Here is a 14,123-nt window from a genome sequence, read left to right as displayed (position 1 = left end):
AGCCGGCGGCGCCGGCGCCCGCGCCGCCCACGGGCGGCTGGCGACGGGCGGCGGCGGGCGGCGGCGGGGTCGTCCCGGAGGACTTGCGGGGCGCGAACCAGTCGCTCGTCCCCGAGCCCGAACCGGAATCGGAAGCGGAACCGCCGCCCGCGGCCGCGGCCGCGCCGGCCGCCGCGGCGGGGGACTTCTTGCCCGACTTGGGGCGCGTCGGCAGCCCCGACTTACGGGAGCCGGCGGGCGCGGAGGCGGAGGACGCGGAAGGCGTGGCGGGCGCGGCCGGCCCGGCGGACGCGCCGGGCCCGGACGGCGCGGCGGCGGCCGCGTCGGCGGCACCGCCCTCGCTGTCGACGGGCGTCCGCATGACGACGGGCGGAATGGGCCGCGAACCCGGGATGTTGATGCGGATCCGCGTCGTCATCGTGGTCTCGGTCTTCGGCTCGCTCGGCCTGGCGCCCGAGGCCGGCGAACCGGCGGAGCCGGATGCGGCGGCCTCCTCCCCCTGGGGGGACCCGTAGGGCGTGGTGCCCGAGGGGTAGGCGGCACCGCCGCGGCCCTGGGCCCCGGAGGACGAACTGTCAGATGCACGGCTCAAAGCAGGATCTCCCGGTTACTCTTCGCCGCCCTCTTTTGACCTCGCTATGGGTCGCCCATTGCCGGAGGCCAGGGGAGGCTCGGCGGCGCGCACCACCATACTGGGGACCACGGGCCCGTATTCGACGACTACTGGATCGCTCCCCCGACCGGCCGGATGACAGTCGGGTAGAAATCATCACGACACTTCCCAAGTCGGGCCTAAGCGCCGTCCGGTTGCGGCACTTTCGCAACCGTGGCGCACATCACAGCGACAGCCATGCCGCCCAGGAGGTAGGCGTACGAGCCCAGGCCCGCCTCGAAGAGGAAGTCGCCCTCGGCCCGGTTGGCCGCCAGGAGCACCACGGAGACGAGCCAGCCCGTGCCGGCCGCCGCGCCGCCCGCCCGGCCGCGCATGGCGACGACCGAGCCGTAGCAGAGCCCGCCGACGGCGAGGAGGGCCAGCAGCAGTCCGCCGGGGAACCAGCCGCCCTGGACGAGGGCGCCCGCGACGCCCGTGACGAAGCCGAGGACGGCCAGCCCCAGATAGGCGGCGAGCCGGCCGGGGCCGGGCACGGTGAAGAGTCCGTTGTTGTCCATGGGCCCGGCCATCACGCGCCCGTCCCGGCGAACAGGTCGTCCTCGCGGACGCCCTCGGCCGCCCCGGACGAGCCCCGGACGAGCCGGTAGTACTCGACGGGGAAGAGCGGCTGGCCCAGGTCGTTGGAGAGGGCGAAGAAGGGGCCGTCCACGGCGATCTGCGTGGCGTGGGCGCGCATCGCCGCCGCCTTCCGGTCGGCGTGGGCGGAGGCGTCGACCGCCGCCGTGACCTCCTCGTCGGGCAGCACGCCGGGGACGTCGTCGACGGAGGCGATGCCGGGGAAGAGGTCGCCCTCCCGGCCGGCCTCGCGCAGCCGGGCGAAGCCGGCCTCGACCACGGAGCGCGGGACGCAGTTCCAGTAGATCTTCGCGATCTCGTGAGGGTCGCCCAGGTCGCGGCGGAAGACCGGCTCGGCGGCGAGCTCGGCGGCGCGCATGGCGACGCGGTGCGCCTGGATGTGGTCGGGGTGGCCGTAGCCGCCGTTCTCGTCGTAGGTGACGAGGACCTGGGGGCGGACCCGGCGGATCACCTCCACGAGGGACGCGGCGGCCTCGTCGACGTCGGCGCGCCAGAAGCAGTCCGGGTGCTCGTTCTGCGGGGCGCCCATCATGCCGGAGTCCCGGTAACGGCCGGGACCGCCGAGGAAGAGGTGGTCGGTGACGCCCAGCTCGGCCATGGCGGCGGCCAGTTCGCCCGCGCGGTGGGCGCCGAGGGTGTCGTCCCGGTCGGCGGCCAGGTGCGCCAGGGCCGGCGGGATGACCTCGCCCTCCTCGCCGAGCGTGCAGGTCACCAGCGTGACGTGAGCACCCTCGGCCGCGTACTTGGCCATGGTCGCGCCATTGTTGATCGACTCGTCGTCCGGGTGCGCGTGCACCAGGAGCAGCCGGCGGCCGGGAAGATCGGTCATGGGGACAGCCTACGGTTCACGGCGGCCCGCCGGGGCGCCCCCCGCGACCGCCGCACCCGCGTGCCGCCCCGCCCGTCGTTCCGGCCGGCCCGACCCGTTCGGCCCTCAGAACTTGATGTTGCTGACCATGGCCGTGACGCTGGACGTGAACTGGTGGATGGTCGGGCCCACGGAGGAGCTGGCGAGGTAGAACCCCAGCAGCACGCAGATCGCGGCGTGGCCCGTCTTCAGCCCGGATTTCCGGACCAGCAGGATGACGATGATCGCCAGCAGCACCACCGCCGAAATCGAGAGTGCCACAGCGGCTCACCTCCAGGTACGCGCGGTCGGTCGGACGGCTTCGAGCGGATGGCATACGAATGCCCGAGGGCACGCGGACACCGGAGTTCTTACCCACTATGCGCGAGCGATCATAACTTTCCGTGCGCGTGCATGACTCGGAGCACAGGAGCAAACACGGGGCGCACGGCGAGTTCTCGCCGTCTTGGGTGAACCCGGTGGTAGGGGCCGTAGGCTCCCCCGCATGACCGGTCAGCTCTCGTTTCCCCGTCAGCACGCCCGTACTCAGCGCTTCACCCTCGGCGCGCCCCGTTCCTTCAGCGTCTCCCCGGACGGCACGCGCGTCGTCTTCCTGCGCTCCCGCGCGGGCACCGACCGGGCCAACGTCCTGTGGGTGCTGGATCTGGAGGAGGGCCGGGAGTACCCGGCCGCCGATCCGTTCGCCCTGCTGGGCGGCGCGGACGAGGAGCTGTCCGCCGAGGAACGGGCGCGCCGCGAGCGCAGCCGCGAGGGGGCGGCGGGCATCGTGGCGTACGCGGTGGACGCCGCTGTGGAGTTGGCCGCTTTCGCGCTCTCCGGACGGCTGTTCGTGGCGGAGCTGCGCGGCGGCACGGCCCGCGAACTGGACGTGCCGGGCCCGGTGAGCGACCCCCGGCCGTCCCCCGACGGCCGCTATGTGGCATATGTCGCGGACGGCGCTCTGCGGGTGGTGGGGACCGGCGGCGAGGGCCACGACAGGGCGCTGGCCGAGCCGGACGGCGCGACCGTCTCCTGGGGGCTGGCGGAGTTCGTCGCGGCCGAGGAGATGGACCGTTCGCGCGGCTTCTGGTGGTCGCCGGAGAGCGACGCGCTGCTGGTCGCCCGCGTGGACGACGCGCCCGTGCGCCGCTGGTGGATCGCCGACCCGGCCAACCCGGACAGCGCGCCCGCCGAGGTCGCCTACCCGGCGGCCGGCACCCCCAACGCGGAGGTCTCGCTCGCCCTGCTGGGCCTGGACGGTTCGCGGACGGACGTCGAGTGGGACCGCGAGCGCTTCCCGTATCTCGCGCGGACGCACTGGTCGGCGGACGGGGCGCCGCTGCTGCTCGTCCAGGCGCGCGACCAGCGGACGCAGGCGTACCTCACCGTCGACACGGGCTCCGGGGCCACGCGCGTGCTGCGCACGGACGAGGATCCGAAGTGGCTTGAACTTTTCGACGGTGTGCCCGCCTGGACGCCCTCCGGAGAGCTGCTGCGGATCTCCGACGAGAGCGGCGCCCGCGCCCTGCTGGCCGGAGACCGAGCCCTGACGGGACCGGAGCTGCACGTGCTGGCGGTCCTGGACATCGGCGAGGACGACGTCCTCGTCTCCGCGTCCGCCGGAGCGGGAGCCTCCGACCCCGAGCTGGGCGAGGCCCATGTGTACCGGGTCGGTGAGCGGGGCGTCGAGCGCGTCTCGGAGGGCCGGGGACGGCACTCGGCGGTCCGCACGGGCGCGGTGACCGTCCTGGCGACGGCGACCCCCGAGCAGCCGGGGACGGAGGTCCGGGTGCTGCGCGACGGCAAGCAGATCTCCTCCGTGGTCTCCCACGCCGAGACGCCGGTGCTGGCCGCCCGGCCCCGCCTCGTCGCGGCGGGCGCGCGCCGGATCCCCACCGCCGTGCTGCTGCCGAGCGGCTACCGGGAGGGCGACGGCCCGCTGCCGGTGCTCATGGACCCCTACGGCGGCCCCCACGGGCTGCGCGTCGCCGCCACCCACAACGCCCACCTGACGTCGCAGTGGTTCGCCGACCAGGGCTTCGCGGTCGTCGTCGCGGACGGCCGGGGCACCCCGCACACCTCGCCGGCCTGGGAGAAGGCCGTCCACGAGGACTTCGCGGGCGTCACCCTGGACGACCAGGTGGAGGCGCTGCGCGCGCTGGCGGAGGAGTTCCCGCTGGACCTCGGCCGGGTGGGCATCCGCGGCTGGTCGTACGGCGGCTACCTGGCGGCCCTCGCGGTGCTGCGCCGCCCCGACGTCTTCCACGCCGCCGTGGCGGGCGCGCCGGTCACCGACTGGCGGCTGTACGACACCCACTACACCGAGCGCTATCTGGGCCTGCCCGGGGAGCGGCCGGAGGTGTACGCCCGCAACTCCCTCGTCACCGACGACGGTCTGTCGTCGCCGGCGGATCAAACCCGTCCGCTGATGATCGTCCACGGGCTCGCGGACGACAACGTGGTCGCCGCCCACACCCTGCGGCTCTCCTCGGCGCTGCTGGCGGCGGGCCGTCCGCACGAGGTGCTGCCGCTGTCGGGAGTGACGCACATGACCCCGCAGGAGCAGGTGGCGGAGAACCTGCTGCTGCTCCAAGTGGACTTCCTCAAGCGCTCGTTGAAGATCAACTGACTCGCGTGGGGTGACCTCGGGCGCGGCGTGCTTGACCTGCTGTCAAGCACGCCGCCACCTCAATCCGCACAACCTTCGCTCAAAATGCGGGAGAAGAACGCGTCCCGCGCACCGGCCCCCTTGACTGCACCGCGCGCCCATTGCGAAAGTCCGCTCAGCTCACCCGTGTTGGTGATTGCCACGAGTGGCCGTGGTGACGAGAGTTGCGGGGGATGTGCGCGATGACGAGTCCTTCCCAGAGCCCTTCCGAGGCGCCCTCCCCGGCCGCCCCTCCCGACGGGGCCATCGCCGTACCCGGGGCGGCCGGGCTCGTGGGCCGCTCCCCCGGACAGCTGATGTGGCGGCGCTTCCGGCGCGACCGCACCGGCGTCCTCTCCGCCTGGATCGTGCTGTTCTTCTTCGTGGTCGCGCTGGCGGCCCCGCTGATCTCCCTGCTCTACGGCAAGGACCCCACCACGACCTACGGGCTCAACGAGCCCGGGCTGCTCAATCAGTACGGCTATCCGGTCCGGCCCAACGGCGGGATCTCCGGGGAGTTCTGGTTCGGCGTCGAGCCGACGCTGGGCCGTGACGTCCTCACCCAGCTCGTCTACGGCATCCGCACCTCGCTGCTGATCGCCGCCGCGGCCACGGTGCTGTGCGTGCTCACCGGCATCGTCGTCGGAGTGACCGCCGGCTACGTCGGCGGCCGGACCGACTATTTCCTCGGCCGCTTCATCGACCTGCTGCTGGCCTTCCCGGCCCAGCTGTCGTTCGTCGCCTTCACGCCCGTCGTCTACTCGCTCTTCGTCAGCCCCGGCAAGGAGACCCCGACGTATCTGCGGGTGATCACGCTGATCCTGGTGCTGTGGGTGCTGGGCTGGATGGGGCTCGCGCGACTGCTGCGCGGGCAGGTGCTGAGCCTGCGGGAGCGGGAGTTCATCGAGGCGGCGAAGGTCACCGGCGCCTCGCCCTGGCGGATCATCACCAAGGAGCTGCTGCCCAACCTCTGGACGCCGATCCTGGTGCAGGCGACGCTGATGCTCCCCACCACCGTGACCATCGAGGCGGGGCTGTCCTTCATCGGCGTGGGAATCCTGGAGCCCACGCCCGACTGGGGCCGGATGTTCGCCAACGGCGCGAAGTACTACGAAAGCGACATCACCTATATCTTCTTCCCCGGGCTCGCGATGATCGTCTTCGTGGTCGCCTTCAATCTGCTCGGGGACTCGGTCCGGGACGCCTTCGACCCCCGGACCAGACGCTGACGGCCCACCGGCCACGCGTCACTGCCATGACATGTCTCGATCCGTCCGGCGAACAGGCAGGTGCAGCGATCCATGACTCGAACGTCGAGGTCCCTCAGATCCCGGGTCCGGTTCTCGGCCGTCGCCGTGGCGGCGGGCGCCGTGGTGCTCGCCGCGTGCAGCAGCGGCGGCGGTGGCGGCGGCGGGGACGGTGACAAGAGCCAGGGGCCGGGCGAGGACAAGACCAGGTCCGCCAACTACTCCATCGGCACCAAGGCCGACTCCACCGGCCCGGCCCCCGCGGTCGCGGGCGCCAGGAAGGGCGGCACGGTCGGCGTCCTCCAGCGCGACGCCTTCAACCACCTGGACCCGGGCCAGATCTACTACGCCGACGTCCTCACCAACCAGATGCTCTACAACCGCACCCTGACCTCCTACAAGACGGACGACAAGGGCCGGGTCAAGGTCGTCGGCGATCTGGCCACCGACGCGGGCACGGCCTCGGACGGCGGCCGCACCTGGAAGTTCACCCTCAAGGACGGGCTGAAGTTCGAGGACGGCTCGCCGATCACCGCCCAGGACATCCGCTGGGGCGTCGAGCGGCTCTACGCCTCCTTCGAGACGGACGGGCCCCTCTACGTGCCGCAGTGGCTCTCCGGCGACGGCAACGACTTCCGCAAGGCGCTGCCCGACGGCCCCTACAAGGGTCAGCACCTCCCGGCGTCCGTCCTGGACACCCCGGACGACAAGACGGTGATCTTCCACTTCCGGACGCCGCACGCCGACACCCCCTTCGCCACCGCCATGCCCAACATCGGCCCGGTGAAGGCCGAGAAGGACACGCAGGCGAAGTACGACAACGCGCCCTTCTCCTCCGGCCCGTACAAGGTCGGCGACTACAAGGTCGGCAAATCCCTCACGCTCGTGCGCAACGAGCACTGGGACCCCAAGACCGACCCCATCCGCCACCAGTACGCGGACCGCTTCCAGATCAGCTTCGGCCACCAGTACGCCGACTCGACCCGGCGCTTCCTGGCCGACCAGGGCGACGACAAGAACGTCATGTCGTTCAGCAACGCCGTCGCCCCGGAGATGACGGAGAAGGTCCTCGCCCAGGCCGACACCAAGAACCGCCGGCTGCTGGAGATCCAGCCCTACGTCGACTACATCAGCTTCAACACCGACCGCCTCAAGGACGTACGGGTCCGCAAGGCCCTCGCCTACGCCATGCCCAACGGGCAGATCCTCCAGCAGAACGGCGGGGCGACCGCCGGGGTGATCGCCACCAACTTCCTCTCCCCCGCCATGGACGGCTACCAGCCCACCGACCCCTTCGGGAAGAAGGCCAAGCCCGCCGGCGACCCGGACAAGGCCAAGGAGCTGCTGAAGGAGGCCGGGAAACTCGGCCAGGAGGTCGTCTACGCCTACGCGAACACCGACGTCCAGCAGAAGGTCCAGGTCGTGGTCGTCCAGGCCCTGGAACGGGCGGGCTTCAAGGTGCAGCGCAAGGAGATCGACTCCAATGTCTGGCGCACCGAGATCGCGAAAGTGAAGAACGACTACGACCTCTACCGCACCTCCTGGGGCGCGGACTGGCCCGTCTCCTCGACCGTCGTCCCGCCGCTCTTCGACGGCCGGCAGATCGCCGACGGCGCCCAGAACTACGGCCACCTCAACGACACCAAGGTGAACACGGAGATCGACCGCATCAGCGCCCTGCCCGACGTCAAGCAGGCGGCCCCCGCGTGGCAGAAGCTCGCCGACAAGATCCTCACCGAGGACGTGCCGGGCGTGCCGACCTTCTACAACAACCAGTTCTCGCTGTGGGGTTCGAACCTCGGCGGGATCAAGTACCACCCGGTGTACGGGACCGTGGACCCGACCGGCGTGTTCCTGAAGCGGTGAGCTCGTGCTGAGATTCCTCGCCCGCCGAACCCTCGGCGCGATCGTCATCATCCTGCTGATCAGCGCGATCACGTTCTTCCTCTTCTTCGCGCTGCCCGCCGAGCCCGCCCTGATGTCCTGCGGCAAGAACTGCACCGCCGACTCCCTCGCGGTCATCAACAAGAACCTGGGCCTCGACCAGCCCGTGCCCGTCCAGTACTGGCACTACATGGTGGGCCTCTTCGCCGGCCGCGACCTCACCGTCGGCCACTGCCCGGCCCCCTGCTTCGGCTACTCCTTCTCCAACCAGCAGCCGGTCTGGGGCACGATCGTCGACCGCTTCCCCACCACGCTCTCCATCACCCTCGGCGGCGCGGCCGTCTTCCTGACCGTCGGCGTCGGCATCGGCATGCTCGCCGCCGCCTTCCGGGGCACCTGGATCGACAAGGCCGTCAGCTCCCTGTCCCTCCTCGGCAACGCCCTGCAGATCTACTTCGTGGGCGTCATCGCGCTGGCCGTCCTGGTCAGCGGGCTCCACTGGATGGACAACCCCGCCTACTACCCGATCACCGAGAACCCGGTGAAGTGGTTCACGGGCATGATCATCCCCTGGCTGGTGCTCTCCATCATCTTCATCGCCAACTACAGCCGGATGACCCGCTCCCAGATGATCGAGCAGCTCGCCGAGGACCATGTGCGCACCGCGCGCGCCAAGGGCCTCGGCAGACGCACGGTCTTCTTCCGCTACGCGTGGCGCGGGGCGATGGCGCCGATCGTCACCATCTTCGGCATCGACCTGGGCTCGCTGTTCGGCGGGGCGATCATCACGGAGTTCACCTTCAGCCTCCACGGGCTGGGGCGGCTCGCGGTGTCCTCCGTCAGCGAGACGGACCTGCCGACGCTGATGGCCGTGATGCTCGTCGGCTGCACGGCGATCGTCGTCGCCAACATCGTCGTCGACGCGGCGTACGCGTTCATCGACCCGAGGGTACGGCTGACATGACCACCCCCTTCCTCTCCGTGCGAAGCCTCCGCGTCCGCTTCGCCACAGAAGACGGCACCGTCCACGCCGTGGACGACCTCTCCCTCGACCTCCACCGCGGCCGCACCCTCGGCGTCGTCGGCGAGTCCGGCTCCGGCAAGTCCGTCACCGGCCTCGCCGTGCTGGGGCTCCACGACCCGCGCAACACCGCGATCGAGGGCGAGATCCTCCTCGACGGCCAGGAGATGACCACCGCCCCCGAGCCCGTCCTGGAGAAGCTCCGCGGCGACAAGGTCGCCATGATCTTCCAGGACTCGCTGACCGCCCTCTCGCCCTACTACACCGTCGGCCGGCAGATCGCCGAGCCCTTCCGCAAGCACACCGGCGCGTCCCGCCGCGCCGCGCGCCTCCGCGCGGTCGAGATGCTGGAGAAGGTCGGCATCCCCAACGCCGCGCTGCGCGTGGACGACTACCCCCACCAGTTCTCCGGCGGCATGCGGCAGCGGGCGATGATCGCCATGTCCCTGGTCTGCGACCCCGAGCTGCTGATCGCCGACGAGCCGACCACGGCCCTCGACGTCACCGTCCAGGCACAGATCCTCGATCTGCTGGGGGACCTCCAGCGGCAGTCCGGCTCGTCGATCATCCTCATCACCCACGACCTGGGCGTCGTCGCCAACACCGTCGACGACCTGCTGGTGATGTACGCGGGCCGGGTCGTCGAGCGCGGCCCGGTCCGCGAGGTGTTGCGCGAGCCCTACCACCCCTACACCTGGGGCCTGTTGGGCTCGATGCCGCGCCTCACCTCGGACGTGGACACGCCGCTCACCCCCATCCCCGGCACCCCGCCGAGCCTGCTGGCACCACCGCCGGGCTGCCCGTTCCAGCCGCGCTGCGCGTACACCTCCCTCGTCGGGGGCGACCGGTGCCGAACGGAACGCCCGGAGGCACCGGCGGGCCGCGGGGCGGCCTGCCACCTCACGGCGGAACAGCGGCGGACCGTCTTCACCGAGCAGATCAGGCCCCTACTGGGCTGAGGAGCGCCTCCAATGACCCACAGCATTCCCGCCCAGACCCGCGACGGCGAGCCGCTGCTCGTCGCCGAGGGGCTGACCAAACACTTCCCGATCACGGGCGGTTTCCCGGTGAAGCGGAAGGTCGGCGCCGTCCAGGCGGTCGACGGCATTGACCTGGCCGTGCGGGCCGGGGAGAGCTTCGGTCTCGTCGGCGAGTCCGGCTGCGGCAAGTCGACGACGGGCCGGCTGCTGACCCGGCTGCTGGAGCCGACGGCCGGCCGGATCCGCTACCGGGGCGAGGACATCACCCACGCCGACCGCAGACGGCTGGCCCCGATCCGCTCCGAGATCCAGATGATCTTCCAGGATCCCTACTCCTCGCTGAACCCGCGGCAGACGGTCGGCAAGATCATCGCCGGGCCGATGGAGATCAACGGCATCGCGCCCCCGGGCGGCCGCGAGGCCCGGGTCCGCGAGCTGCTGGAGGTCGTCGGCCTCAGCCCCGAGCACTTCAACCGCTTCCCCCACGAGTTCTCCGGCGGCCAGCGGCAGCGGATCGGCGTGGCCCGCGCGCTGGCGCTGGAGCCCAAGGTGATCGTCGCGGACGAGCCGGTGTCGGCCCTGGACGTCTCCATCCAGGCCCAGGTGGTCAACCTGCTGGCCCGGCTGCGGCGGGAGCTGGGCATCGCGTTCCTGTTCATCGCCCACGACCTGGCCGTCGTACGGCACTTCTCCCAGCGCGTCGCGGTGATGTACCTCGGCAGGATCGTGGAATCCGGCGACCGCGACGACATCTACCGCCGCCCCCGCCACCCGTACACCCACGCGCTGCTGTCGGCGGTACCGGAGGCGTCGGAGGCCGAGGGAACGACCCGGGAGAGGATCCGGCTGACCGGGGACGTCCCCTCCCCGATCCTGCCGCCGTCCGGCTGCCGCTTCCGTACGCGCTGCTGGAAGGCGCGGGAGAAGTGCGCGGAGGAGGTGCCTCCGCTGGTACCGGCGGAGGGCGACGGCGGGGGGCACCTGACCGCGTGCCACTTTCCCGAGTTCCCGCCCGGCCCGTAATGGGAGGCTCCGGGTTACGGTGAAAGGGCGCGCGAAACCGGCGCTCAGCAAGCGGAACGCCACCCGCCGAACCACGCGCGTGGGATATCTGTCAACTCTTGTTATCCCAGAGGCACATGCCTACTGTCTCCCCCATCGCGGAGCGGTGGTGGCCACACCAGGAAGCGAACCCTCAGGGAATCGACGAGCTCGAGAAGGAGGTGCACGCCATGCGCAAGATGATCCTCACCGGGGCCCTTTTCGCCCGGCTCACTCGTAAGGACCGCCTCACCCTGCCGTACTCGTACTACTAAACCGGCACGGTGACTCACCCGGTGGCCGCGGCAGCGATGCCGCGGCCACCGGCCTTCCGGCTCCCGACCGGCTTCTTCCGGCTCCCGGCCGGCCTCCTTCCGGCCTCCGACCGACCTGCGAGGCGTCCATGACCACCGCCGCTTCCCCCAGCGCCGGCACCGGCATCCCGGGCCCGGGCGGGGACAAGTACCTCGGAAACCTCCACGCGTTCAGCACGGACCCGCTCGGCTTCCTCACCGAGTGCTCCCGCACCTACGGGGACGTGGTGCGGCTCGGCGCCAACAATGTGCTGCTGACCTCGCCCGGCGACGTCGAGCGGATGCTGGTCGACCGCAACGCCAAGTTCTCCAAGGCCAGCGCGGACACCCGGCGCGGCTCGCGCCGCCAGGGCTTCCCGCGCTCGACCATGAACAGCGACGGCGCCACCTGGCAGGCCAAACGCCACCGGATGCAACCCGCCTTCGGCCGCAAGCTCTCCACCAAGGCGGCGGAGATCGTCGCCGACCAGGGCGAACGCATGCTCGCCGACTGGCGCCCCGGCACCCCTCGCGACCTCCAGGACGACGTCTCCGTGCTCACGCTGCGGCTGGTGACGTCCCTGATGTTCGGTGACGAGTTCAGCGAGGAGGACACCGCCGAGGTCGCCCGGCTGGTCGCCCCCATCATGGACCTGTCGACCTCCCCCGTGCTGCTGCCCGAATGGGTGCCCACCCCGCGCAAGCTGCGCATCCGGCGCTCGATGGCCCGCGTCGACCGCACCCTGCGCGCCCTCGCCGCCTCCCCGGCGGCCGCCGACCCCGACCGGGCGCCCGTCCTCCACGCGCTCGTCCACGGCGACCCGCCCCCGACCCCGGACGAGCTCCGCGACGAGCTCGCCACCCTGATCATGGCCGGGTTCGAGACGACGAACGACGCCGTCGTCTGGACGAGCGTCCTCCTCGCCCGGCACCCCGAGATCGCCGAACGGGTACGCGCGGAGGCCGAGGCGGCCTTCGCCGCCACCCCGGCCGGGCTCGCCCGCATGGAGGCCCTGCCGTACACCAACGCGGTGGTCCGCGAATCCCTGCGGCTCTACTCGCCGGTCTGGCTGACCAGCCGGGACGCCATGGAGGACATGGAGTTCAGCGGCCACGTCATCGCGGCCGGGACGACGGTGACCGTCAGCCAGTGGGTCGCCCACCGCGACCCCCGCCACTGGGAGGACGCGGAGGAGTTCCGCCCCGAACGCTGGCTGGGCAAGGGCCCATCCGTGCCGCGCGGTTCGTACTTCCCCTTCGGCCTCGGGCCGCGCGTCTGCATCGGCGCGGCGGTCGCGACGACGGAGACGGTCCACATCGTCGCGGACATCTGGCGCCGCTTCCGCCTGGACCTCGTCCGCCCGGAACGGATCCGGCCGCGACCGGCGCTGGCGTTGCAGCCGATGGGAGTCGAGGTCGTCCCGAGGGAGTGGTAGCTGATTTCAGCCCCTCCGGCGTTTGAGGACCGGGCCGGGGGCCTACTCCCCCGCCGGGACGACCCGCCGCTCCTCCGCGAAATGGCACGCCGAGACGTGGGCCACGGGGCCCCCGCCCCGAAACCACTCCGGCACCTCCAACCCCGGCACAACCTCCGCGCACTTCTCCCGCGCCTTCCAGCACCGCGTGCGGAACCGGCACCCCGACGGCGGGTCCGCCGGGGACGGAATGTCGCCGGACAACAGGATCCGGTCCCGACGGGCCCGCGCGAGCGGATCCGGCACCGGCACCGCCGACAGCAACGCCTGCGTGTACGGATGCGTCGGATGCTCGTAGATCTCCGCGTCCGTCCCCACCTCAGCGAAGCGCCCGAGGTACATCACCGCCACCCGGTCGGAGATGTGCCGCACCACCGACAGGTCGTGCGCGATGAAGACGTACGACAGCTCGAACTCCTCCTGGAGCCGCGCCAGCAGGTTGACCACCTGGGCCTGCACCGAGACGTCCAGCGCCGAAACCGGCTCGTCGGCCACGATCACCTCGGGCCGTAGCGCCAGCCCCCGCGCGATGCCGATGCGCTGCCGCTGCCCCCCGCTGAACTGGTGCGGATAGCGGTTGATGTGCTCGGGGTTGAGCCCGACCACCTCCAGCAGCTCCCGCACCCGCGCCCGCCGGCTGCCCTTGGGGGCCGCCTCCGGGTGGATCTCGAAGGGCTCGCCGACGATGTCCCCGACCGTCATCCGGGGGTTGAGCGAGGTGTACGGGTCCTGGAAGACCATCTGGATGTTGCGGCGGACCGCCTTCAGCGCGCGCCCGGACAGCCGGGTGACGTCCTCGCCCTTGTAGAGGATCCGCCCGGCCGTCGGCCGTTCCAGGTGGACGAGCAGCTTGGCGACGGTGGACTTCCCACAGCCGGACTCCCCCACGATGCCGAGCGTCTCGCCGCGCCGCAGGTCGAAGGAGAGGTCGTCCACGGCGTGGACGGCGCCGACCTGTTTCCTGAAGAGGATTCCCCGGTGCAGCGGGTAGTGCTTGACCAGCTCCCGTACCTCGAGGATCGCCTCGCCGTCAGCCCTCACCGAGGGTCTCCTTCCAGAAGTGGCACGCGCTGCCGCGCCCCGGCGCCACGTCGTACAGCGGCGGCCGGTCCGTGCGGCAGACGTCCCGGGCCAGCGGGCAGCGCGGGTTGAAGGGGCAGCCGGGCGGGACGGCGGTGAGGCTGGGCGGCATGCCCTTGATCGCGTAGAGCTCCCGGCCCTTGCGGTCCAGGCGGGGGATGGATTCGAGCAGGCCCTTGGTGTACGGGTGGGCGGGCGCGGCGTAGAGCTCGCGCACGGGGGCGGTCTCGACGATGCGGCCCGCGTACATCACCGCGATCCTGTCGGCGACGTCGGCGACGACGCCCAGGTCGTGGGTGATGAGGATGAGCCCCATGTCGTACTCGTTCCGCAACTCCGCCAGCAGGTCCATGACCTGC

The 14,123-nt window shown here is 71.5% G+C and carries 13 protein-coding genes and 1 pseudogene; 8 read left to right on the top strand and 6 right to left on the bottom strand.

Translation table 11 applies throughout. The features are described from left to right. The 4 genes and pseudogenes from ACX9I7_RS31905 to ACX9I7_RS31890 all read right to left on the bottom strand — a co-directional run. Positions 1-592 (bottom strand): annotated as a pseudogene (locus tag ACX9I7_RS31905) (hypothetical protein); the annotation flags it as partial. A gap of 200 nt (positions 593-792) precedes the next feature. Beyond that, positions 793-1,170: a DUF6113 family protein gene (locus ACX9I7_RS31900; RefSeq protein ID WP_206279895.1), complete on the bottom strand. Its 378-nt coding sequence runs from the start codon at positions 1,168-1,170 to the stop codon at positions 793-795. A gap of 11 nt (positions 1,171-1,181) precedes the next feature. After that, a complete protein-coding gene (gene mshB, locus ACX9I7_RS31895; RefSeq protein WP_387566633.1) occupies positions 1,182-2,078 on the bottom strand; it encodes an N-acetyl-1-D-myo-inositol-2-amino-2-deoxy-alpha-D-glucopyranoside deacetylase in 897 nt (298 codons plus the stop codon). A 105-nt stretch (positions 2,079-2,183) separates the two neighbouring features. Then, complete coding sequence (locus tag ACX9I7_RS31890) at positions 2,184-2,378, bottom strand: hypothetical protein (protein WP_126915863.1); 195 nt, start codon at positions 2,376-2,378, stop codon at positions 2,184-2,186. Between the two features lie 223 nt (positions 2,379-2,601). On the opposite strand from ACX9I7_RS31890, the gene ACX9I7_RS31885 reads away from it, so the two are divergent. The 8 genes from ACX9I7_RS31885 to ACX9I7_RS31850 all read left to right on the top strand — a co-directional run bounded on the left by ACX9I7_RS31885 (position 2,602) and on the right by ACX9I7_RS31850 (position 12,645). Further along, positions 2,602-4,725 carry a S9 family peptidase gene (locus ACX9I7_RS31885; protein WP_387566638.1) on the top strand — a complete coding sequence of 708 codons (2,124 nt, stop codon included), beginning with the start codon at positions 2,602-2,604 and terminating at the stop codon, positions 4,723-4,725. 221 nt (positions 4,726-4,946) lie between these two features. Continuing rightward, complete coding sequence (locus tag ACX9I7_RS31880) at positions 4,947-5,972, top strand: ABC transporter permease (RefSeq protein WP_459389304.1); 1,026 nt, start codon at positions 4,947-4,949, stop codon at positions 5,970-5,972. A gap of 72 nt (positions 5,973-6,044) precedes the next feature. Next, positions 6,045-7,856 (top strand): ABC transporter substrate-binding protein, encoded by a 1,812-nt coding sequence (locus tag ACX9I7_RS31875; protein ID WP_459389303.1) that lies wholly within the window; start codon positions 6,045-6,047, stop codon positions 7,854-7,856. 4 nt (positions 7,857-7,860) lie between these two features. Beyond that, the gene (locus ACX9I7_RS31870) at positions 7,861-8,838 is read left to right on the top strand and encodes an ABC transporter permease (protein WP_387566647.1); all 978 of its coding nucleotides are present in this window, start codon (positions 7,861-7,863) and stop codon (positions 8,836-8,838) included. Then, positions 8,835-9,854 (top strand): ABC transporter ATP-binding protein, encoded by a 1,020-nt coding sequence (locus ACX9I7_RS31865; protein ID WP_459389302.1) that lies wholly within the window; start codon positions 8,835-8,837, stop codon positions 9,852-9,854. The genes ACX9I7_RS31870 and ACX9I7_RS31865 overlap by 4 nt, the downstream gene beginning before the upstream one ends. 12 nt (positions 9,855-9,866) lie before the next feature. Next, positions 9,867-10,898, top strand: a complete 1,032-nt coding sequence (locus tag ACX9I7_RS31860) for an ABC transporter ATP-binding protein (protein WP_459389301.1) — start codon at positions 9,867-9,869, stop codon at positions 10,896-10,898. 116 nt (positions 10,899-11,014) lie between these two features. Continuing rightward, positions 11,015-11,191: a cittilin family RiPP precursor gene (locus tag ACX9I7_RS31855; protein WP_189451603.1), complete on the top strand. Its 177-nt coding sequence runs from the start codon at positions 11,015-11,017 to the stop codon at positions 11,189-11,191. Between the two features lie 128 nt (positions 11,192-11,319). Further along, on the top strand, positions 11,320-12,645 hold the full coding sequence (locus tag ACX9I7_RS31850) for a cytochrome P450 (RefSeq protein ID WP_459389300.1): 1,326 nt from the start codon (positions 11,320-11,322) through the stop codon (positions 12,643-12,645). Positions 12,646-12,687: 42 nt separating this feature from the next. Here ACX9I7_RS31850 and ACX9I7_RS31845 read toward each other — a convergent pair whose 3' ends face one another. Together ACX9I7_RS31845 and ACX9I7_RS31840 are read right to left on the bottom strand one after the other, a co-directional pair. Continuing rightward, complete coding sequence (locus ACX9I7_RS31845) at positions 12,688-13,725, bottom strand: ABC transporter ATP-binding protein (protein WP_358624342.1); 1,038 nt, start codon at positions 13,723-13,725, stop codon at positions 12,688-12,690. Beyond that, a partial coding sequence (locus ACX9I7_RS31840) for an oligopeptide/dipeptide ABC transporter ATP-binding protein (protein ID WP_459389299.1) occupies positions 13,715-14,123 on the bottom strand: 409 nt, incomplete at its 5' end. The genes ACX9I7_RS31840 and ACX9I7_RS31845, both read right to left, overlap by 11 nt.

The sequence above is a fragment of the Streptomyces sp. L500 genome (genome assembly GCF_054551825.1).
Note: the sequence above shows the minus strand (reverse complement) of the source record. Positions and strands in the feature narration are given on the sequence as shown.